The sequence below is a fragment of the Octadecabacter dasysiphoniae genome, assembly GCF_021532615.1.
GTDB lineage: Bacteria > Pseudomonadota > Alphaproteobacteria > Rhodobacterales > Rhodobacteraceae > Octadecabacter > Octadecabacter dasysiphoniae.
The window spans coordinates 605,609-625,062 of the sequence record NZ_JAKGAQ010000001.1; the positions used below are offsets into that span (position 1 = coordinate 605,609).

24 protein-coding genes and 1 tRNA gene are annotated in these 19,454 nt (G+C 58.4%); 18 read left to right on the forward strand and 7 right to left on the reverse strand.

Annotation, left to right across the window (positions count from 1 at the left end; all coding sequences use genetic code 11):
* Positions 1-49: 49 nt before the first annotated feature.
* The 5 genes from L0664_RS02960 (at position 50) to ribD (ending at position 4,184) form a co-directional block, all read left to right on the forward strand.
* Positions 50-448: a secondary thiamine-phosphate synthase enzyme YjbQ gene (locus tag L0664_RS02960; RefSeq protein WP_235224136.1), complete on the forward strand. Its 399-nt coding sequence runs from the start codon at positions 50-52 to the stop codon at positions 446-448.
* Positions 445-2,001, forward strand: coding sequence for a zinc-binding metallopeptidase family protein (locus tag L0664_RS02965; RefSeq protein WP_235224137.1), 1,557 nt, complete (start codon positions 445-447; stop codon positions 1,999-2,001). The genes L0664_RS02960 and L0664_RS02965 overlap by 4 nt, the downstream gene beginning before the upstream one ends.
* A complete protein-coding gene (locus L0664_RS02970; RefSeq protein WP_235224138.1) occupies positions 1,998-2,507 on the forward strand; it encodes a hypothetical protein in 510 nt (169 codons plus the stop codon). The genes L0664_RS02965 and L0664_RS02970 overlap by 4 nt, the downstream gene beginning before the upstream one ends.
* Before the next feature lie 133 nt (positions 2,508-2,640).
* Positions 2,641-3,108: a transcriptional regulator NrdR gene (gene nrdR, locus L0664_RS02975; protein ID WP_235224139.1), complete on the forward strand. Its 468-nt coding sequence runs from the start codon at positions 2,641-2,643 to the stop codon at positions 3,106-3,108.
* 23 nt (positions 3,109-3,131) lie between these two features.
* Positions 3,132-4,184 carry a bifunctional diaminohydroxyphosphoribosylaminopyrimidine deaminase/5-amino-6-(5-phosphoribosylamino)uracil reductase RibD gene (gene ribD / locus L0664_RS02980; RefSeq protein ID WP_235224140.1) on the forward strand — a complete coding sequence of 351 codons (1,053 nt, stop codon included), beginning with the start codon at positions 3,132-3,134 and terminating at the stop codon, positions 4,182-4,184.
* Here the strand turns inward: ribD and L0664_RS02985 are convergent.
* The 3 genes from L0664_RS02985 to L0664_RS02995 all read right to left on the reverse strand — a co-directional run bounded on the left by L0664_RS02985 (position 4,181) and on the right by L0664_RS02995 (position 8,803).
* Positions 4,181-6,211, reverse strand: a complete 2,031-nt coding sequence (locus L0664_RS02985; RefSeq protein ID WP_235224141.1) for a capsular polysaccharide biosynthesis protein — start codon at positions 6,209-6,211, stop codon at positions 4,181-4,183. The two genes, ribD and L0664_RS02985, sit on opposite strands and share 4 nt — an antisense overlap.
* Complete coding sequence (locus L0664_RS02990; RefSeq protein ID WP_235224142.1) at positions 6,211-7,341, reverse strand: polysaccharide biosynthesis/export family protein; 1,131 nt, start codon at positions 7,339-7,341, stop codon at positions 6,211-6,213. The genes L0664_RS02985 and L0664_RS02990 overlap by 1 nt, the downstream gene beginning before the upstream one ends.
* A gap of 175 nt (positions 7,342-7,516) precedes the next feature.
* Positions 7,517-8,803 (reverse strand): capsule biosynthesis protein, encoded by a 1,287-nt coding sequence (locus tag L0664_RS02995; protein WP_235224143.1) that lies wholly within the window; start codon positions 8,801-8,803, stop codon positions 7,517-7,519.
* A 151-nt stretch (positions 8,804-8,954) separates the two neighbouring features.
* Here L0664_RS02995 and L0664_RS03000 point away from each other — a divergent pair, with 151 nt between their 5' ends.
* Genes L0664_RS03000 through L0664_RS03030 form a run of 7 tightly spaced genes read left to right on the forward strand, consistent with a single transcriptional unit; the run spans position 8,955 to position 12,937 of the window.
* Positions 8,955-9,551 carry a riboflavin synthase gene (locus L0664_RS03000; RefSeq protein WP_235224144.1) on the forward strand — a complete coding sequence of 199 codons (597 nt, stop codon included), beginning with the start codon at positions 8,955-8,957 and terminating at the stop codon, positions 9,549-9,551.
* Positions 9,548-10,105 carry a hypothetical protein gene (locus tag L0664_RS03005; protein ID WP_235224145.1) on the forward strand — a complete coding sequence of 186 codons (558 nt, stop codon included), beginning with the start codon at positions 9,548-9,550 and terminating at the stop codon, positions 10,103-10,105. Before L0664_RS03000 ends, L0664_RS03005 begins: the two co-directional genes overlap by 4 nt.
* Entirely contained in the window at positions 10,102-10,332 is a 231-nt protein-coding gene (locus L0664_RS03010; protein WP_235224146.1) for a hypothetical protein, read from the forward strand. Before L0664_RS03005 ends, L0664_RS03010 begins: the two co-directional genes overlap by 4 nt.
* A gap of 58 nt (positions 10,333-10,390) precedes the next feature.
* Positions 10,391-11,521: a 3,4-dihydroxy-2-butanone-4-phosphate synthase gene (gene ribB / locus L0664_RS03015; RefSeq protein WP_235224147.1), complete on the forward strand. Its 1,131-nt coding sequence runs from the start codon at positions 10,391-10,393 to the stop codon at positions 11,519-11,521.
* The gene (locus L0664_RS03020; RefSeq protein ID WP_235224148.1) at positions 11,521-12,060 is read left to right on the forward strand and encodes a 6,7-dimethyl-8-ribityllumazine synthase; all 540 of its coding nucleotides are present in this window, start codon (positions 11,521-11,523) and stop codon (positions 12,058-12,060) included. The genes ribB and L0664_RS03020 overlap by 1 nt, the downstream gene beginning before the upstream one ends.
* On the forward strand, positions 12,057-12,539 hold the full coding sequence (gene nusB, locus L0664_RS03025) for a transcription antitermination factor NusB (protein ID WP_235224149.1): 483 nt from the start codon (positions 12,057-12,059) through the stop codon (positions 12,537-12,539). The genes L0664_RS03020 and nusB overlap by 4 nt, the downstream gene beginning before the upstream one ends.
* A gap of 53 nt (positions 12,540-12,592) precedes the next feature.
* Positions 12,593-12,937 (forward strand): hypothetical protein, encoded by a 345-nt coding sequence (locus tag L0664_RS03030; protein ID WP_235224150.1) that lies wholly within the window; start codon positions 12,593-12,595, stop codon positions 12,935-12,937.
* 209 nt (positions 12,938-13,146) lie between these two features.
* On the opposite strand, the gene L0664_RS03035 is transcribed toward L0664_RS03030, so the two are convergent.
* Positions 13,147-13,563, reverse strand: a complete 417-nt coding sequence (locus tag L0664_RS03035; RefSeq protein WP_235224151.1) for an SRPBCC family protein — start codon at positions 13,561-13,563, stop codon at positions 13,147-13,149.
* A complete protein-coding gene (locus tag L0664_RS03040) occupies positions 13,560-13,877 on the reverse strand; it encodes an ArsR/SmtB family transcription factor (protein ID WP_235224152.1) in 318 nt (105 codons plus the stop codon). The genes L0664_RS03035 and L0664_RS03040 overlap by 4 nt, the downstream gene beginning before the upstream one ends.
* A gap of 107 nt (positions 13,878-13,984) precedes the next feature.
* Here L0664_RS03040 and L0664_RS03045 point away from each other — a divergent pair, with 107 nt between their 5' ends.
* Positions 13,985-14,452 carry an MmcB family DNA repair protein gene (locus L0664_RS03045; protein WP_235224153.1) on the forward strand — a complete coding sequence of 156 codons (468 nt, stop codon included), beginning with the start codon at positions 13,985-13,987 and terminating at the stop codon, positions 14,450-14,452.
* Here L0664_RS03045 and L0664_RS03050 read toward each other — a convergent pair.
* Together L0664_RS03050 and L0664_RS03055 are read right to left on the reverse strand one after the other, a co-directional pair.
* On the reverse strand, positions 14,449-15,312 hold the full coding sequence (locus L0664_RS03050) for a DMT family transporter (RefSeq protein WP_235224154.1): 864 nt from the start codon (positions 15,310-15,312) through the stop codon (positions 14,449-14,451). The genes L0664_RS03045 and L0664_RS03050 overlap by 4 nt on opposite strands.
* Positions 15,312-15,503 carry a DUF6324 family protein gene (locus L0664_RS03055; RefSeq protein ID WP_235224155.1) on the reverse strand — a complete coding sequence of 64 codons (192 nt, stop codon included), beginning with the start codon at positions 15,501-15,503 and terminating at the stop codon, positions 15,312-15,314. Before L0664_RS03055 ends, L0664_RS03050 begins: the two co-directional genes overlap by 1 nt.
* 81 nt (positions 15,504-15,584) lie before the next feature.
* Here L0664_RS03055 and L0664_RS03060 point away from each other — a divergent pair, with 81 nt between their 5' ends.
* The 5 genes from L0664_RS03060 to rpoH all read left to right on the forward strand — a co-directional run bounded on the left by L0664_RS03060 (position 15,585) and on the right by rpoH (position 19,416).
* On the forward strand, positions 15,585-16,067 hold the full coding sequence (locus tag L0664_RS03060) for a GNAT family N-acetyltransferase (RefSeq protein WP_235224156.1): 483 nt from the start codon (positions 15,585-15,587) through the stop codon (positions 16,065-16,067).
* A gap of 43 nt (positions 16,068-16,110) precedes the next feature.
* Positions 16,111-16,187, forward strand: a tRNA-His gene (locus L0664_RS03065).
* Positions 16,188-16,229: 42 nt separating this feature from the next.
* Positions 16,230-17,246 (forward strand): AbrB family transcriptional regulator, encoded by a 1,017-nt coding sequence (locus L0664_RS03070; RefSeq protein WP_235224157.1) that lies wholly within the window; start codon positions 16,230-16,232, stop codon positions 17,244-17,246.
* Positions 17,247-17,277: 31 nt separating this feature from the next.
* Entirely contained in the window at positions 17,278-18,312 is a 1,035-nt protein-coding gene (locus tag L0664_RS03075; RefSeq protein WP_235224158.1) for an RluA family pseudouridine synthase, read from the forward strand.
* Positions 18,313-18,519: 207 nt separating this feature from the next.
* On the forward strand, positions 18,520-19,416 hold the full coding sequence (rpoH, locus tag L0664_RS03080) for an RNA polymerase sigma factor RpoH (protein WP_235224159.1): 897 nt from the start codon (positions 18,520-18,522) through the stop codon (positions 19,414-19,416).
* Positions 19,417-19,454 lie beyond the last annotated feature (38 nt).

The following is a 19,454-nucleotide window of genomic DNA, read 5'->3' on the forward strand; positions in this document are numbered from 1 at the left end:
TTGCATTTGCACCCTTGCATGACGGGCGCGTGCGCGGAACACTTCGCCTATGGAATGGACGATTTCAACGCACGGGCCTGGCCTGTATGATTTTACCAGCGACGTGGCGGCGCAGGTGTCGGGCACCGGTATTTTGACGTTGTTTGTGCAGCACACGTCGTGTTCGCTGCTGATCCAAGAAAACGCAGACCCCGAAGTACAGACAGACCTTGTCGCCTATTTTGATCGGCTTGTTCCACCGGCAAGCGATCCGTCGATGTCATACCTGAAGCATACGTATGAGGGCCCAGACGACATGCCTGCCCATATCAAGGCGTCGATGTTGCCCGTCAGCTTGCAGATTCCTGTCATTTCAGGGCGGATGCAGCTGGGAACATGGCAGGGAATTTACCTTTTCGAACATAGAACCGTGCGCCATCAGCGCCATGTTACGGGGATGCTAAGATGAGCCTATCCGCCGCCCAAACCAGTGCGCAAAAATGGGTGGAAAATGCCCGCGCAGGCTTGTCTGCCGATTGCGCGCGCATCTTTGATTTCGCCGAACCTGCGTGGCGGGAATACAAATCTGCTGCTTGGTACGTTGAACGGTTGCGGGCCGAAGGGTTCACGGTTGAGGAGGGCAGTGGCGGGATGCCGACGGCGTTTTGCGCGCAATGGTCAAACGGTGATGGGCCCGTGGTGGGCATGTATGCCGAATATGACGCGGTGCCGGGAAACTGCCAGGCCGCACGCCCCGAGGCCGGCCCGCGTGAGGGGTTTGGGCCCCATGCTGCGGGCCACACAGACCCGCATTCTGCATTGGGGATCAGTGGGTTAGGCGGGCTTTTGGCCACAAAGGTCGCGATGGATCTGCACGGCATCAAAGGCGGGTTGAGATTCACGGGGGAGCCTGCGGAAAAGGTGCGCGGGTCCAAGCCGATCCATGCTGCGCAGGGGTATTACGATGGGCTGGCGGGGATGTTGTCGTTCCATCCGTTTTACATGCTGCCCATGTGCAATACCGTGCGTTGGGACACGCATTGCGGCGCGGCCTATTCGATGATTTATCGGTTTATCTGCGATGATCCGCATCTGTTTGGTGCCAAAGACGGCGCGCCGATCCCGCAAAGCCATAGCGATATTCGCGCACCCGGGGCCAATGATGCGTTGGTGATGATGTACAGCCAGGCCCGTATGTTGCGCGATACGATGTTGCCCCATACGGGCGGTTGGTCCATTTCCGAGGCGATCCTGAGTGCGGGGCAGGCGACGGCGGACAACCTGCCGGCGGGGCTGGCGGAACTGCAATATATGATGCGGGTTCCGACCGTTGAAATGGCCGAGGCGGTTTCGTCGCGCCTCGATGATTTGGCGCACAGCATTGCGGGGCAAACGGGGTGTCGGGTGGAGCGCCACTGGGTTTGTAAATCGCGCCCCGGATTGGCGAACCACGCGATGGCGAATCTGGTTTGGGAGCAAATTCAACATGTTGGCCCGCCGGTTTGGGATGAAGACGCCAAAGCATTGATGCGCAAGGTGCAGGAAAATTGCGGGGGAGAGCCAGACGCCGACCCGATCCTGCCCGCCTGTAAAGAACTGATCCCCCCGCAAGAGGCAGAGGCGATTTTGCGACAGTCCCTACCGCCAAATCAGCGCAATTCCACGTCTGATGATTACACGGATATGACGTGGCACGCCCCGACGGCGCGATTTTACATGGCGCGTCCGGCGTTGAAGGGCGGGCCATATCCGGCGTGGGCGATGAATGCGCTGGGGGGCATGACGCAAACGATTGATCCTATGGTTCAGGCGGCGGCGCAGGTTTTGGCGCTGTCGGCTTTGCGTCTGCTTGAGGACGACACCGCGCGTGACACTGCCCTCGCCGAATTTGACCGCCGTAAGGGCGAACACGACATCGCGCCGCTGTGCGATTATCCGGCCCCGATCGGGTTCAATTGGCCCGAATACAGCGACACAGCGCGCGGGAACGATTGGCATATTCCAACATTGGAGGGGTCATGAAGGCCATTTTTGCACTACTGGCTTTCACAAATGCCGCTTGGGCCGATTGCCTGGATGGCGAAGGCACGTTCCTGTCCTGCCGCATAGCGGATAGCGAAAATGTGCTGCGTGTTTGTTTTACCGCGACAGACACATTTTATCGGTTCGGCCCGCTTGGTCAAACGCCTGATCTAGAACTTATGGAACCGATCGCATCAGTGGATTATCAGCCGTGGAACGGCGTCGGGCGGTCGATAAGTGAGGCGATTACATTTAACACCGGGCCCTATTCCTACCTCACGTACGCGGGTTTTGAACGTATGTTTGGCGAAGAAGAGTACGAAGACATCCCGCACCGAAGCTTTGGTGGTGTCACTGTCACGAAAAATGACACCGAAATCGCGCGGTTGGAATGTGACCGTTCCAGCGTTGATTTTGGCTGGGATGTCGCACTTTTTGAGGCAAAACAAGCGCTTGGATTTGTCTGGGATGATCGCAATCGTGAATGGGTTGAATTGCCCGACTGAGTCACATCTGTCACGCCGTTGGCCCATCATCTAGCGTCTGAAATTGCCCACTACCCAAAACTTATCCCGCAGCCTATAGTGGCTGTGGATAAATGGGGCGTTAGACCCCAGAGGCAGATAAACGAGGACAGACATGCGTTGCCCCTTTTGTGGAAACGTCGACACCCAAGTGAAGGATTCCCGCCCTGCGGAAGATCACGTCGCCATTCGGCGGCGCCGGTTTTGCCCCGCGTGTGGGGGTCGTTTTACGACCTATGAACGTGTGCAATTGCGCGATCTGGTTGTGATCAAATCCAACGGGCGTCGTGAAGATTTTGACCGACCCAAGCTTGAACGCTCTGTGCGGATATCGATGCAAAAACGCCCGGTTGAGCCGGAACGCGTGGATCAGATGATTTCTGGCATCGTGCGGCGCCTTGAAAGCATGGGCGAAACCGACATCGGATCAAAGCAAATCGGTGAGATCGTGATGGAGGCTTTGGCCCGCATCGACACCGTCGCTTATGTGCGATTTGCCAGTGTTTACAAGAACTTCCAGGCTGCGGACGACTTCGATAAATTTGTGAGCGAATTGCGCCCACAAGCCCCATCGGACGATTGAACGCTGCGATAGACCATAGATTTATGGGCGTGGCCCTGTCGCTCGGGCGGCGGGGCCTCGGTCGTGTCTGGCCCAACCCGAATGTGGGCTGCGTCATTGTCAAAGATGGCCGCGTGATCGGGCGGGGCTGGACGGCAGATGGGGGGCGACCCCATGCGGAGGCTCGCGCGCTGGCGGGTATCGATGCCGCGGGTGCGACGGCCTATGTCACGCTTGAACCTTGCGCACATCATGGACAAACGCCGCCCTGTTCTGCGGCCCTGATTGCTGCGGGCGTGACCCGTGTGGTGATCGCGGCGGATGATCCCGACCCCCGTGTCTCTGGCAAAGGGATTGCGATGCTTGAGGCGGCGGGCATCGACGTTGTAACTGGTGTTCGCGGCGCTGAAGCGCGCGTTGATCTGGCCGGGTTTCTGTCGCGGGTGACGCAAAATCGCCCGTTTGTGACGCTGAAGCTGGCCAGTTCGTTTGACGGGCGGATTGCCACGGCGATTGGCGAAAGCAAATGGATCACCGGGCCAGCAGCGCGCCGTGCGGTGCATGCCATGCGGGCGCGTCATGACGCGGTTCTGGTAGGCGCGGGTACGGTGCGCGCGGATGATCCGACCCTGACGGTGCGTGGCCTTGGCGTAACGCGCCAACCTGTGCGCATTGTGGCGTCGCGCGGGCTTGATATTGAGGCCAAGGCGCTGCGCGCCACCACCGATGAGGCTCCGCTTTGGCTGTGCCATGGGGCAGGGGCGTCGCTGGCGGATTGGCAGGGTGAGGGCGTGGAAACTGTCCTGTGCGAAACTGCTGAGGGGGCGATTGATCCCGTCGATATGATGAAACAATTGGCGGATCGCGGCCTGACGCGCGTGTTCTGTGAGGGCGGTGGGCGCCTTGCGGCGTCGCTGCTGGGGGCGGGGCTGGTGGATGATATTGTCGGGTTTACCGCGGGGCTTGCGTTGGGGGCTGAGGGTACGCCGTCAATCGGCGCGATGGCGCGTGGCCCGCTTGCGGATGTGGCGCGGTATCGCTTGGTTGAAACCCAACAGATCGGGCCGGATCTGATGCACCGTTGGGCCCGTAATTAGCGCCAGATTTGGGCGTAACTTGCGAAGACACCCTGCAGTTTGGCCAGCAGCCGATTTGCTCGTGACGGACGCGGGAGGGTTCCGGTTTCGAGCCGTTCAATCACCACTTCGACGGGGCAGGGCAACCCTGCGACGGGGTCAAAATATCGTGGATAATCAATCAGAACCGCGTGGGTCAGCTGCGCCAGTGTCGGGCGCGCGCTGCGCCGTTCAATCGGATGCGCGCGATCATCCGTGAGCCCCCAACCCGCATAAAAAGGCGACCCGAGGCAGGTGACGGTTTTGCCGCGCAAGAGGGCTTCGAAGCCGAGGGTTGAGGTCATTGTCCAGACCTCATCCACGCTGTTGAGTGCGGCGATGGGGGATGTTTGAGTGAGGACCACATCGGCGAGGTCGGCGGCGTCGGGGACAGCACCTGATCGCAGGCCAGCCTCAACATCCGGGTGGGGTTTATAGAGGATCACAGCCGAAGGGTTGGCCGCGCGGCAGGCCGCTAGCAGGGCGCGGTTTGTCGACACGTCGGTTGTGCCGAGCCTGATTGATGCGTCGTCTTCGACCTGACCGGGGACGAGGATACGGCGCCCGTTCGGAAGGTCTGCGGGGATGTCATCGGCCGCCAGATTGTATTTAGACAGACCCGCGCCGATGATGTTTGTTATCAGATCTTCGGCGCGTCGCACGGCCACATCGGGCAGCGTGGTCGCGGTTTCGATCAGCGTTTCAAGGCGGCTTGGCCCTGTGGGGTCGTAATAAATACCAAGATCATCGAGCACGAGGGACAGCGGTGGCGTGAGGTCCGCGCCAAGCCCGCGCGAGCGCAAAAACCCGTCTTCGACGCGCAGCGCACTGTCGTGGCCTGCAGCCTTGCCCGCCCAGACCATGCGGCCCCGCCCCGTTTTAGCGGCAAGTGCGTCGGCCTTTTCGGGATCGTCCTGAAACATCATTTTGCGCGATGTGCCGAACACGTTTTGCAGCGGTGCGCGTTTCCACAACCGCATGCCAGAGGCGACCCAGCCTTGTGCATCATCGCGCCACGCGCGGGCCTGCGCGTCTAGGGTTTTTATCGCGTCCTCAAGCGTGCACAAACGGTCGCGGTAGGGGTCATACCAGCGCGGATAGAGGATCATCGCGGCGGCAAATATTTGCGCGCGGGTCAGGTTGCGTTGGCGGCGATCCAGCGGCATGCGGTCATCCGTCAGGCCCCATCCGATGTAGAACGGCTGACCAAAGACCACGGTTTTGTGCCCCGCAAGCAAGGCTTCGAACCCGAATTGGGAGGACACGGTGTAGACGGCAATGGCGCCGTCCAAAAGCGGGTGGGGTGAAATGGGATCGCTGTAAAATGCGACGTTTTCGCCCAAATCCGTGTCGCGGTAGTGACCATCGCGATGACCAGCGGTGGTTTCGGGGTGGGTTTTGATAAGAATGCGGGCGGTGGGGTGTTCTTCGCGGGCCACGAACAACATTTCGAGGAATGTGTTTCGATCCGCGCGGCTGGCGGTGACGCTGGCGTCCCCCGCCGTTTGATCGATCACCAGTACATAGCCGGGATCGGGCGCAGCCAGATCAAGATCGAAGGCGTTGTATTTGCTCAGGTTTGCGCGCTTGATCGCGTCCATGGCGTCGCGTGCACGGTTCAGCAGGGCTGTGTCGTCCAGTGGATGTTCGCGCAGGATCATTTCCAGATCGGACGGCTGGGCAGGATCAAAATGCACGCCGCGGCTGTCCAGATGCAGGCCGAGGGGCGGTTCCCCGTCGCGGCCCGGCAGAACGGAGCGGAGAAAGGCATCTTCGACACGCAGAACAGGTGCGGACGTGCGATCAGACACCGCTTCGCCGCGCCACGATGTCGGGGATTGGCCCCACACACCGATCAGATCGTCGGGGGAGGGTTTGCCGAGGGATACGTCATAGCCAGATAGCGACAAAATGCGTTTGATGCGCGTGTTTGTCAGAAAACCGCCGTTGTAAACGTAAAGCCGCCGCGAAGTTTCCTCCGCGGCGGCTGTATCAGTCGATAGCGTCATTACTGACCGAGGCTTGCGGCCGTGTTGACGCTGCCCAGCGTGCCGAACACTGCTGAAATCGTCTTGTTGAACTGGCTGAACGGCGCTTCTGTGACGTAGACCGTATCACTGTCACGGATCGCGAAATCGCGCGCCATGAACATGCCGTTTGGTTCTGTAAGATCAAGAACATAGACAACGCGCTGGGTGCCTGTGATGTCATTGCGACCAAGAAGTTGCTTGGCGATGTCTTCGGGTTCGTTGCGGAACACAAACACGCCCGTCGGATCGGCGAGGTTGGTGTTCAGGCCGCCGACCTGGGCGATGGCCTCAATCGCTGAGATTGTCTGCGATTCAAACGCGACGCGGGACTGTGACCCGGTGGCGCCAAGGGCGGTAAAGCTGCGCGTATCCTGTTCGACGAAAATACGATCCCCTGCGCGCAGGGCGATGTCGTGGCCGGGATGATCATAGAGATCTTCGAACCAGATGCTGTCAGAATGGGAGCCGCGCACGACGGTCACTTGCGCGATTTCGGGCTGCACGGTCACACCGCCCGCACGCGCGAGCATAGCCGCCAATGTGCGGGTCGGGCGTTCGATGGCGTAGACGCCTTGCGCGCCGACGGCACCCACAACAGACACTGTCGATCCGTCACCGGCAAGGCGACGCACCTGAACCTGCGGATCCGGTGTTTGTTCTTCGAGCTTGGTTGTGATGATGCGGCGGATAGCCTCTGGTGTGTTGCCAGCGACGCGGATGCGGCCCGCATAAGGCACAAAGATAAAGCCTGAGCCGTCAACTTGTACTTCTTCCAGTACAGTGGCGTTTTGGCCAGCGGGCACCAGCAGTGGATCGCGCACGTTTTCCCAGATCGTCAGTCCCAGAACATCGCCGGCGCGGATTGTGTCGCTGCCCAGTTCGGATGCGTTGCGAAAGCCTGCCGAAAATCCAAGAGCTGGGGTGACGGAGGCCACCAGATTGACGCGGTCATCGACCAACAACACAAATGCATCGCCGTCGCGCATCACAGAACCTGCGAAGATTTCGTTTTTCGTCGGGCCAGAGCGGGGGAGGCCACAAGATGCAACTACGGCCAACGCGGCGGCAAGCGCCACGCCTTTGGCTAGGCGGAATCCAACTGATTTCACTGCTTCGGTCTCCTCGACCTAATTAAAACTGCCTCGGTCTTCATGTGGGCGACTTCGGGGCCACCTCACCTTTTGTCGGTAAGCTACGGGAATCCGTGGGCAGAATCCAGTCTTTGCTTGGTCCATGGATCGGGTGTGGCCGCCATGCAACCGCACCCCCTAGGTGTTGTGTTCGTTATTTGACGACACGCAACTGCTGGCGCGGGGGGGCCTTGCCAGACTTCAACGCCTCATAGGGATCACGTTTGTCGAGCATCATATCCACCACTTGGCGCATCAATTGGCGCCGTCCACGTGCGGAGTAAAAACCACCCGGCACCTGGGACGTTTCAAGCAGATAGCGGCGGTAATCCTTGAAGGCGCGATTGTCGGGGCGCGCGGGGCGTTGAAAGAACTTTTCAACCGACAGATCAGACACGAATTCGGGTTTGGCGTAGACAGCATTGCCAAACACCTTCAGCGGGATGCCACGGTGCAACACCTGCTGGGCGGCGGTGGAATTGACGGTGACGGCGGTGCGCGCGTGATCCAAGACCTGCGCCAGTTTGCCGCCACGCACGTAGTGAACCCGTGCTGTGACGCCGTGATCTTTGGCGAGGCGCGTGATGATCCGGCGCAGGGGGCTGCGACCATTTTCAAGCGGGTGCGCTTTGAACACCAGGTGGTGGTGTTTGGGCGCGCCTTTGGAAAACCCTTCGATCACCACGGCGAGGAAATCTTCCATTCGGGTGAAGGGTGAATGCATCTGAAAGCTGCTGTCATGTTCAAGCTGCAACAGCGCAATATGATAGGGGTACCCACCGTGTTTGATGCGAAATGTGGATATGATCCGGTCAAGCGCGATGAAGGGCATCAACATCAGGCGGCGTGTATACAGGGCCGTTTCAGCCACCAGCGGCAATTCACGGTGGCGCTGGAATTTGCGGTATTCGCCGTTTCGAAACATCACGAACCAATGGTACAGCGCGCCGTAAAACACATGATGGCGCATGTCGCCCCAATGCGCGGGCGGTTCGGGCACGTCGAGTTCGGATTGCGCAAGGGCGGTGCGCATATCATCCACCGATGTGGTCATCAGTTTGGAATGGCCGTTCGCGCCGCCGCGTTCGTAGGTGACCCAAAAGGGGCGCATGTAGCCTTCTTCAAAGACATGGACGTTCAGGCCCAGATCATTTGCGGCTTCGATGGCCTGCGCATGGATCGGGCGCGTGTCGCCATACAGCACGATGTCGGTGATTTTTTTGTCTGCAACAATTGCGCGGAAGGTGTCGGCCCATTCGTGCGGTCCGTCGCGATAGGGGATATATCCTTTGGCACCGAACCAGAACGCACGGTCCCCCGCATTAAACCCCACACGGTGGACTTCGGCCCCCGCCGCGCGCAGCATTTTGCCAAGGCGGTGAAAGAACGGCCCGTGGGGCCCCTGTAGGAACAGGAAAGATTTTGTCGCGTGCTCGGTCACTTCGGTCCCATCGTTACGTGGCGCGGGTTATGCATCGGTTAACCACATGAAGGGGGCCGAATTATGGCAAAACGCCCCGCCGTGCCACCTAGCCACCTTGCCCACGTTCCATCAAGGGGCTAGTGCATGGGAAAGAGACGAAGGAAACATCATGTTTACAGGTATCATCACCGACGTGGGCCATGTTTTGGCGTTGGAAAACCGGGGCGATTTGCGCGCCCGGATTGGCACAGCATACGACATTTCCGGGATTGAGATCGGCGCGTCGATCGCGTCTGACGGTGTGTGTCTGACAGTTGTCGATAAAGGCACAGACCCGCAGGGGTGGTACGACGTTGATATTTCAGCTGAAACTGTATCCAAAACGTCCCTCGCGGCGTGGGTGGTTGGCAAACGTGTGAACCTTGAACGCGCGCTGAAGGTGGGTGATGAACTGGGCGGGCATATCGTGTCGGGCCATGTCGACGGTGTCGCGATGATCGTTGAGATGAAAGATGAGGGCGACAGCACCCGCGTCACCCTTGAGGCCCCCGATGATCTGGGGCGTTTCATCGCACCCAAAGGGTCTGTTGCGCTGAACGGCACGTCCCTGACCGTGAATGAGGTGGACGGCACGCGCTTTGGTATCAACTTTATTCCGCACACAAAATCTGTGACCACGTGGGGGGATGCCAAAGTGGGGGACCCTGTGAACCTAGAGGTCGATACGATGGCGCGATATGTCGCCCGTCTTCGGGATTACGGATGAGCGGGATCGGACATAATTCGGGCCGTGTGGACGAACCCGGCAAACAGTGGCGCACCTATGCTTGGGCGAAGGCACGCAAGGCCTTGATGCCACGCCTTCCCATCGAAGTGGTCCGCCGACGGGTGGCCCGCGCCAAGGAATTGGGCCTTCCGTATAAGACATACGCAGGGCTGCGGGCGGCCTCTGGTGATGATCTGATCGGGTTCATGTTTTCGACAAATGCGTTGGATGTGTTGAGCAAAGGCGATGCGATTGCAGCTGAAAAAGCGCGCAAAATCAACGAATTGATTGAGGCGCGCAAATTGGCGTTGATGCACAAGCCCATCACAGCACCCCAAGTTGTGCCCCCACTGCAAGCCGCCTACGCGGCCCCTGCGCCGCTGGCCCCGTGGAACGCGACCCGCAACCATCTGCGCGACACGTTTATCGCCGCGAAAACACCGGCCAGCCGCATGGTCCTGGTTTATGACACAGCGCTTGAGGGCGAATGGGCGGACGCCGCACATATGGCCGGCGCGCTGCCTGCGCCGCAGTTTTTCGGGGATGCCGGATGAGCGACGCAAAGCCCTTGGTCGTCGCGTCGCTTGAGGATGATACGGGCGATCGATGTGTCGATATTTTGAAACACGCCGATGATCATTTCACCTACGTTGAATGTCGCCGTGATCCCGAAGACAACCACGGATGGCGCCGCCTAAACGAGGCCGAAGGGCGTATGTTCAAAACAGAATACGCAGCCTATGTCGCCGCCACGCGCGACGTTGACTGGTTATTGGACTAACCCTTTTCAAAATCCCCCCCACGCGGTATGCGCAGGCAGCTGCGCTTGAAGGACTGTCATGACCCAAAACTTCGAAAATCCCGGCCAAGTTGAAACCGACTGGAAAGACGCGATTTCCAGCATCGAAGATATCATCGACGACGCCCGCAATGGCCGCATGTTTGTTCTGGTGGATCATGAGGATCGCGAAAACGAAGGCGATCTGGTAATTCCTGCACAGATGGCCACGCCGGATGCGATCAATTTTATGGCGACACACGGGCGCGGGTTGATTTGTTTGACCCTGCCTGCGGAACGTCTGGATGCGCTGGGCCTGTCGTTGATGTCCACGCATAATTCCAGCCGCCATGAAACCGCGTTCACCGTGTCGATTGAGGCGCGCGAAGGTGTGACGACGGGCATTTCTGCCGCTGATCGTGCGCGCACGGTTGCTGTGGCGATTGATGCGTCCAAAGGCCCGCAGGATATTGCCACGCCGGGCCATGTGTTCCCGTTGCGTGCGCGTGCGGGCGGTGTGTTGGTGCGCGCTGGCCATACCGAAGCCGCGGTTGATATTTCCCGCCTTGCTGGCCTGAACCCGTCCGGCGTGATCTGCGAGATCATGAAAGACGACGGCGAAATGGCGCGTTTGCCTGATCTGGTTGCCTTTGCGCAATTGCACGGGCTGAAAATTGGCACGATTTCGGATTTGATCGCCTATCGTCGCCGCCATGACAATCTGGTGCGCGTGCAAGGCAGCGAAACCATCACGTCAGAATTTGGCGGTGAATGGGAGATGAAGATTTATGCGGATGAAACCCATGGCGATGAACATGTGGTTCTGACCAAGGGTGATATTTCTGGTGATGCGCCCGTGCTGGTGCGTATGCACGCCATGGACCCGATGCTGGATATCATCGGCGTTGGTCCCAAGGGGCGCACGGCTGAATTTGGCGAAGCGATGAAACGGGTCGAAGAAGAAGGGCGCGGCGTTGTCGTGTTGCTGCGCGACACGTCGATGAAAATGGTCGCCCATGATGATGTGTCCCCGCAGACGTTGCGCCAATATGGTTTGGGCGCGCAGATTTTGTCTTCGCTCGGCCTTGGGCAGATTGAATTGCTGACGAATTCACCGAAGCCCAAGATTGTGGGCCTTGAGGCCTACGGGCTTGAGATCGTCGGAACCCGTAAGATTTCGGAGCTTGGCTAATGGCTGGATCATCACACTACATCATGCCGCGTGCTGAATTTGACGACGCGCCGAAACTGCTGATCGTCATTTCGCCCTATTACAAAGACATCGCCGACAATCTGCTGGCAGGTGCCAAGGCCGAGATTGAGGCCGCTGGCGGCACACACGAGGTTATCGAAGTGCCCGGCGCGTTGGAAATCCCGACGGCCATCGGAATTGCCGAACGCATGAGCAATTTTGACGGCTACGTCGCGCTGGGCTGTGTCATTCGTGGTGAAACAACCCATTATGAAACGGTCTGCAATGACAGCAGCCGCGCGATCCAGTTGCTGGGGCTCCAGGGGCTGTGCATCGGTAATGGAATCCTAACCGTTGAGACGCAAAAGCAGGCCGAGGTCCGCGCGGATGTGAATGACCAAAACAAAGGGGGCGGGGCGGCTGCTGCGGCCTTGCACCTGATCGCGCTGGCCCGTAAGTGGAGCGTCGCGCGCAAGGGCGTTGGGTTCACCAACGACATCCTGATGGCGGGCAAAACCGATGGATCTTCGACTGCATGACCCAAACGACTTCAAATGTGTCTGGCAACCAACGCCGCAAAATGCGCTCTGCGTCGCGGCTGTATGCGGTACAGGCGCTGTTCCAGATGGAACATTCCAGCCAGACCATTGATGCGGTCGTTGCTGAATTTATGCATTTTCGTTTTGGCGAAACCTATGAAGGTGCCGAAATGCAGGACGGCGATATCGACCTGTTCAAAACGCTTGTCGAAGATGCCGTCAACCATCAGGCCAAGATTGACCAGATGACCGATCGCGCGCTTGTGGCGCGCTGGCCGCTGGGCCGGATTGATCCGACGTTGCGGGCGTTGTTTCGCGCCGCCGGGGTTGAACTGATTGGCCGTGACACGCCGCCGCGGGTTGCGATCACGGAATATGTAGACGTTGCCAAGGCATTCTTTGACGGTGGGGATGAACCCAAATTCGTCAACGCGGTTCTTGATCACATGGCCAAAGAAGCCAAGCCCGAGGCGTTTTAGACACTGGACTTTGCGTATTTCGATCTTACCTATTGTCGGTAGGAGGCACTGCCATGTCACATCAAAAAATGCCTGATCTTATCAAACTCTATATCAAAAGCTGCGCGATCGGGTTCGTGCTCGCGGCGGTTTTCGTTGGTTTGGTGCTGTGGTTTGATGTTGCAGGACTGGGCCATCTGATCGCGGGATCTGACATTGGCGTCATGGCTGTGATCGTGTTTTGGGTGCTGAACGGGATCGTCTTTGCGGGTGTGCAGTTTGCGATTGCCGTGATGGGCATGGCCGAGGACGATGATGATGATGACCCCCGTGGCGGGCGGATGATGCCGGTTTTTCTGGCAGAGCCTATTCCCGTGCGCGTGTCTGATCGCAAAGACCGGCGCAGGTTTCGGCAGTAGGTGGCGGGAACCGCTGCAACCGTAGGAATCTAATTCCCGAGGACCTGTAAGTACAGGTGGTAGCCAGGTAACGAAGCCAGAGCCCCGACAGCGCCAGCCACCTCGGATTTGCGTAAGGCCACTGGAATGTTGTTCCGTATTTACGAGAAGAGCAGAAGCCCGCCGCTGCAATACGTAGTGCGCAGGGCGGGCATCTTCAAGGCTTAGGTTCAGTCGGTTCCATGCACTGCGTCGCGCAGTTGGCCGAAATGTCCGTCCCATCCTTTATCAAGCGCGAGAACGAAATCGAACGCGTCTTCGCCCAGTGGCAGGCCTTCGTGGACCAGCGTAAGCCGCGTGCCGCCAAAGACGTCTTCGAGGGTGATGCGAACGGTGCTGACGTTGTCGGGCATGTGCGGAATCGTAAATGTGTATTCCAAATGTTCGCAATGGTAGGCTTCGATGACATCGCCCGAGATCAATTTGTCGCCACTGGTGGTGCCATGCATGGCAAAGGTATCGCCTTTTTCCAACGTCTTCGTCGGTTTGTGAAACCAAAGCGCCATTTTGTCGGGTTCGGTCAAATAGGGCCAAACGTCTTTTCTCGGGGCTTTCAAATAGATGGTTTTTGTCAGCGTATGGGTCATGTGCTGTCCTTTTCAATAAGTGTTTTGAGGGTGCTAAGACGGTCATCCCAAAAGGCATCAAAGAACGACAGCCAATCACGGATGGGGGTGAAAGCGTTTGGGTTCAGAGCGTTATATTTTTCCCGCCCGTTGGCGCGCACGGTGATCAGGCCGCCGTCTGACAACACCGTGAGGTGTTTTTTCACCGCCGCGCGGGTCATGTCGAAATTGCTGGCGACCTGTGTGATGGTCATGTCGGTATCGCGCAGCATCAACAGGATGTCGCGGCGGGTGGGGTCCGCGAGGGCGCGGAAGATGGGCTGGTCTGTGTTCATGGCGACTCACGTGATACTGATTGGTATCACTTTATGCAGTACCAAAAGGTATCATGTCAAGGGGCACGGGTCTTGACGGATGTTCCTGTATTGTTCATGTTTGGGAAATGCCTGATGATCTGATCCAATCCGACCTTTCGACGTTTCAACCCGGCCAGCTTTTGGCGCGGGGGGTGTGCCGCCATTTGCGCGGTCTGGATTTTGTTTGCGTCGAAGAACTCGTGCCGACGCGCGGTCTGCGGGTGGATGTGATGGCGCTGGGCCCCAAGGGTGAGGTTTGGGTGATTGAATGCAAATCCAGCCGTGCTGATTTCATGTCAGACAGCAAATGGCAGGGCTATCTTGAATGGTGCGACCGGTTTTTCTGGGCCGTGGATGGGGATTTTCCGACGGAGTTGTTGCCCGATGAAACCGGGTTGATTTTGGCGGATGCTTACGACGCAGAGGTCGTGCGGATGGCACCCGAGGATAAGCTGGCACCGGCGCGGCGTAAGGTGATGGTGCAAAAATTTGCGCGCACGGCGGCGATGCGCCTGCAAGGATTGCGCGACCCCGAGAGCCTGCGCGCATTTTAGCGGCGCGATAGCGCGAGCGACGCAATGCCGGTGGTGAAAATCACGGCGAGGCCAACAAAGCTGACCCAATCGGGCCAATCCGAAAAGACCAGATAGCCCAGCATCGTCGCAGGGATCAGCTGCGTGTAGATGAGGGGGGCAATCACGCTGGAAGGCGTTGTTTTACTGAGCGTCACGAGCAAAAGGTTGCCAAACGCAGACCCCATGGCGCTGATCGCGATGAGGCCCAATCCGGCCCATGTTATGGCGTCTGGCAACGCTGCCAGCCCGAAGGGTGCAAGGATAATGCCGCCAAGGACCAGTTGTGAAATCAGCAACAATCGGGGACGATAAAGGGGGGCGATCCAGCGGGTCGCCACGACATAACAGCCGTGAAAAACACCCGCGAGAAGGGCGAACACCATGCCCAGCGTCGCACCAAAGCCCGGTTGCACCACAAGCAGGACACCAACAAAGCTGAGCGCCAGAAGCACGGCGCGGACCAGTGTGATGCGTTCTTTGAGCAGCAGTGCGGACAGCGCAAAGGCGACAATTGGCCCGATAAAGAATGCCCCAAACGTGTTTGCGACAGGTTCGGTGCGCAGGGCCGTCAGGATCAGACAAATGCCCGCCATGATCAGGATCGCGCGCAGCCATACGCGTGGGTCGCGCAGGGCGGGGGTATCGGCCCGTGATAGCCCGCAAAACGGCAACAACACGAGGGCCGCCAGTGCAAAGCGTGTCCATGCGGTGAAAATCGGGCTAACGCCACTTTGGGACAGGACTTTGGCTGCGACGTCCCCGCCGACAATCAACGTCATTGAAATCAACATGATCACGCCGACGCGCCACAATGGAACGGCGCGGGCTTCGGTGGTCATTACTTGGTTTTCACAAGACGGGCCGCTTTGGCCGCTGCCATGATTTCTTCTGCAATTTCCTCGGCTTCTTCGGGGAGGAAATCCATCGGAATTTCAATGCCGTCGCCTTCGATGAACAGGCGGACCTGACCCAAATCGGTGGGACCGATCTGAAGGTTGGCTTCGATATCGCGTTGGTCGTTAATACCCATGAAAGACGTCCTTTGGATGTGTGCCCTTGATGTACCCTTGGGCCGTATTGATTGGCAAGGCGAGAGGGGTAGTCTGGTGCAATGAAACAGATAACGATTCGCCCTGCCGTGGCGACAGATGCAGATTGGATTGTGGCACAACACAGTGACCTTTACGCACGCGATGACGGGTTTGACGACACGTTTGCAGTGCTGGTGGCCGATATTGTCGCAGAGTTTTTTGATCAGCATGACGGCGAAAAAGAACGCGGTTGGATCGCGGAAATGGACGGTCAGAGGGTGGGCTGCATTTTCTGTGTCAGAGTTACCGAAACCACGGCCAAACTGCGGCTGTTTTTACTGTCGCCACAGGCGCGGGGGCAGGGTTTGGGCCAACAATTACTGGCGACATGCACTGATTTTGCGCGCGATACCGGATATACAGATATGGTGTTGTGGACCCATGCCAGCCACACGGCGGCCTGTGCGTTATACGCGCGGTCAGGCTGGACGTTGCAAAGCGAGAAAAACGTACGCTCCTTTGGGTGCGATTTGATTGAGCAATCCTGGACGCGGCCCCTCTAATCCACTTGCAATCATGTGCGAGGCTGGCTAAATCGGCGATGTTGCCGCCTTAGCTCAGTTGGTTAGAGCACTGGTTTGTGGAACCAGGGGTCCCCCGTTCAAGCCGGGGAGGCGGTACCACTCCCCCCTTTTTATTTTTGCTGCGGCGTGGGATCAGGTCTTATGGCGTTGGCAGTGACCCTTTTGATTTCGATTGTCGGTGTGGGGGTGTTTTATGCGCTGGCCTTGCCGCTGCCGTGGTTGTTGGGCCCGCTGCTGGGCTGTTTGATCGCCGCGCTGTTTGGTGTGCGGTTGCAGGGCGCGCCGCGATCCAGCCAAGTTATGCGCACGATTTTGGGGGTCGCCGTGGGGGCGACCATCACGCCTGCGTTGTTTGCGCAGTTGGGTACGTTGATCTGGACGCTGGCATTGGTGCCGCTGTTGGTCATTTGCGTGGGCGCGGTGGGATATCCGCTGTTTCGCAAAGGGTTCGGGTTTGATCATCCGACGGCGTTTTATGCGTCCATGCCCGGCGGTTTGCAGGATATGTTGTTGTTTGGCGAAGAGGCGGGCGGCGATGTGCGCGCGCTGTCCCTGATTCACGCGACGCGCGTTTTGATTGTGGTCATGGTTTTGCCGTTCGTTTTCGCGTTCTTTTATAACGTCGATCTGAACCAACCCGCGGGCGAGCCGTTTACATCCGTTCCACCAATCGAACTGTTGATCCTCGCGGTGGCAGGCATCGCCGGATGGCGGATTGCGAAATTTGTTGGATTGTTTGGCGCGTCGTTGTTGGGGCCCTTGTTTCTGACCGCCGCATTGTCGCTGGGGGATGTTATTCACCACCGCCCCCCCGCCGAGGCGATTGCAGCGGCGCAATTTTTCATCGGGTTCACCATTGGGGTGAAATACACTGGCATTTCTTGGCGCGAATTGCGCATTGATGTGACCGCAGGGGTGATATTTTCCGTGCTTAGTCTGATCGTCGGGGCAATCTTTGCGGCTGTGATCATCCGCCTTGGCTGGTTGCCGTTCACCGAAGCGGTGCTTGCGTTTTCCCCCGGTGGGCAGGCGGAAATGGCGATTGTTGCGCTGGTGGCGGGGGCGGATGCGGCTGTGGTGGTCGCCCATCATCTGGTGCGGATCGTGTTTGTGATCATGGGCGCGCCATTGGTCGATCGTTGGTTTGGTAGCACGTGACACGGCTGCCAGACTGCCCTAAGACGCGCCCATGACCGCTAGAACAGTAACCTTTGAAATTTCGGAAAACCCCGCACCGCGTTTGGATAAGGCGCTGGCGCGCGATGTGCCGATTGATGCATCCCTCAGCCGATCCCGCATGGCGCGGCTGTTGGCGGATGGTGCGGTGACGGTGAATGGCATCGTTGTGACCGACCCGCGCGCAAAACCGCGGATGGGCGACGCGGTTGAGATTACGGTTGAGATTGCGGATGACTACCACGTCGCGGCCGAGGATATCCCGCTGGATGTCGTGTTCGAAGACGATGATCTGATCGTCATCAACAAGCCCACAGGCATGGTCGTGCATCCGGCCCCCGGCACGCCCGGTGGGACATTGGTGAATGCGTTGTTGCATCATTGCGGGGATGCCTTGTCTGGTGTGGGTGGGGAAAAACGCCCCGGGATCGTGCACCGTATCGATAAAGAAACCAGTGGTTTGCTGGTCGTCGCGAAGACGGACCGCGCCCATCACGGGCTTGCTGCCCAGTTTGAGGCGCATACGGTTGAACGCCATTACCGCGCCATTTGTTACGGTGTGCCCGACAGCAATGATCCGCGTGTGCGCGGCATTAAGGGGGCATCGTTTGAACCCGGCAATATCCTGAAACTGCAAACGCAACTGGCGCGCCATAAACATGACCGTCAGAAACAGGCCGTGGTTTGGCACAATGGCCGACATGCGGTGACGCGGGCGCGGATTGTGCAGCCACTCGGCACGCCCGGCGTAGCGGCGTTGTTGGATTGCTGGCTGGAAACCGGGCGCACCCATCAAATTCGGGTGCATTTGACCCATGCGGGCCACGGGTTGATCGGCGATCCAACATATGGGGGGCGGCGTAAACTGTCTGAAAAGGCGGTGGGCGAAGCAGGGCGGTTGGCGGCCTATACGTTCCCGCGTCAGGCGTTGCATGCGGCGACATTGGGCTTTGAACACCCCGTTTCGAAAGACATGATGCGGTTCGAGGCCCCGATGCCCGCCGATATGACGGACCTGATCGCCGCATTGGGCGGCGCAGAGGGCTGAAATATGCGGTCCCATGTGCGTGAACGCGCAGACACATATCTTTACGCCGCTTAATCCTTCCTTAAATGTAATTGACGAAAACTGAACCGATCAGTCTTGAAACAGGGGGAAATGCCCCCATATTGATGTTAAGGTCATAAACATGCCGTAACGGGTGTTGGCCAATATGCTGCCGATCAACGGGGCATTCAGGAGAGGGAGAGACACATGTCATCTTACACAAATTTACCGGCCCCATCGCCGGAACAAGGTCTGAACCGCTACATGCAGGACATCCGCAAGTTCCCGATGTTGGAACCGGATGAAGAATACATGCTTGCCAAACGCTGGGTCGACCATGAGGACACCGATGCCGCGCATAAGATGGTAACATCGCACCTGCGTCTGGCCGCAAAAATCGCCATGGGCTATCGCGGCTACGGGTTGCCACAGGCCGAGGTTATTTCCGAGGCGAATGTGGGCCTGATGCAAGCTGTCAAACGCTTTGACCCTGAAAAGGGCTTTCGCCTTGCGACCTATGCGATGTGGTGGATTCGTGCGTCTATTCAGGAATACGTGCTGCGCAGTTGGTCGATGGTGAAGCTGGGCACAACGTCCGCGCAGAAAAAGCTGTTTTTCAACCTGCGCAAAGCCAAGAACCGTATTGGTGCGCTGGAAGAGGGCGATCTGCGCCCCGAGAACGTAGAGCGCATCGCAAATGATCTGGGCGTGACCGAGGACGAAGTGATTTCCATGAACCGCCGGATGTCTGGCGGGGATGCGTCCCTGAATGCCACCGTCGGGTCTGAGGGCGAAGGTACGATGCAGTGGCAGGATTGGCTTGAGGATGAATCCGCTGACCAAGCGGGGGATTACGAAGCCAAGGATGAGCTGGAAAGCCGCCGCGAGCTTTTGGCCGAAGCTATGAGTGTGCTGAATGACCGTGAAAAGGACATTTTGATGCAACGCCGTTTGGCGGAAAAGACCGTGACGCTTGAGGATTTGAGCGGGCAGTATTCTGTCAGCCGCGAACGCATCCGCCAGATCGAAGTGCGCGCGTTCGAGAAGCTGCAAAAGAAGATGCAGACCCTCGCCAAAGAAAAAGGCATGTTGGCCACGGCCTAAAAGCCTGCAACAACAAGGGCGCTGACCGAAAGGTCAGC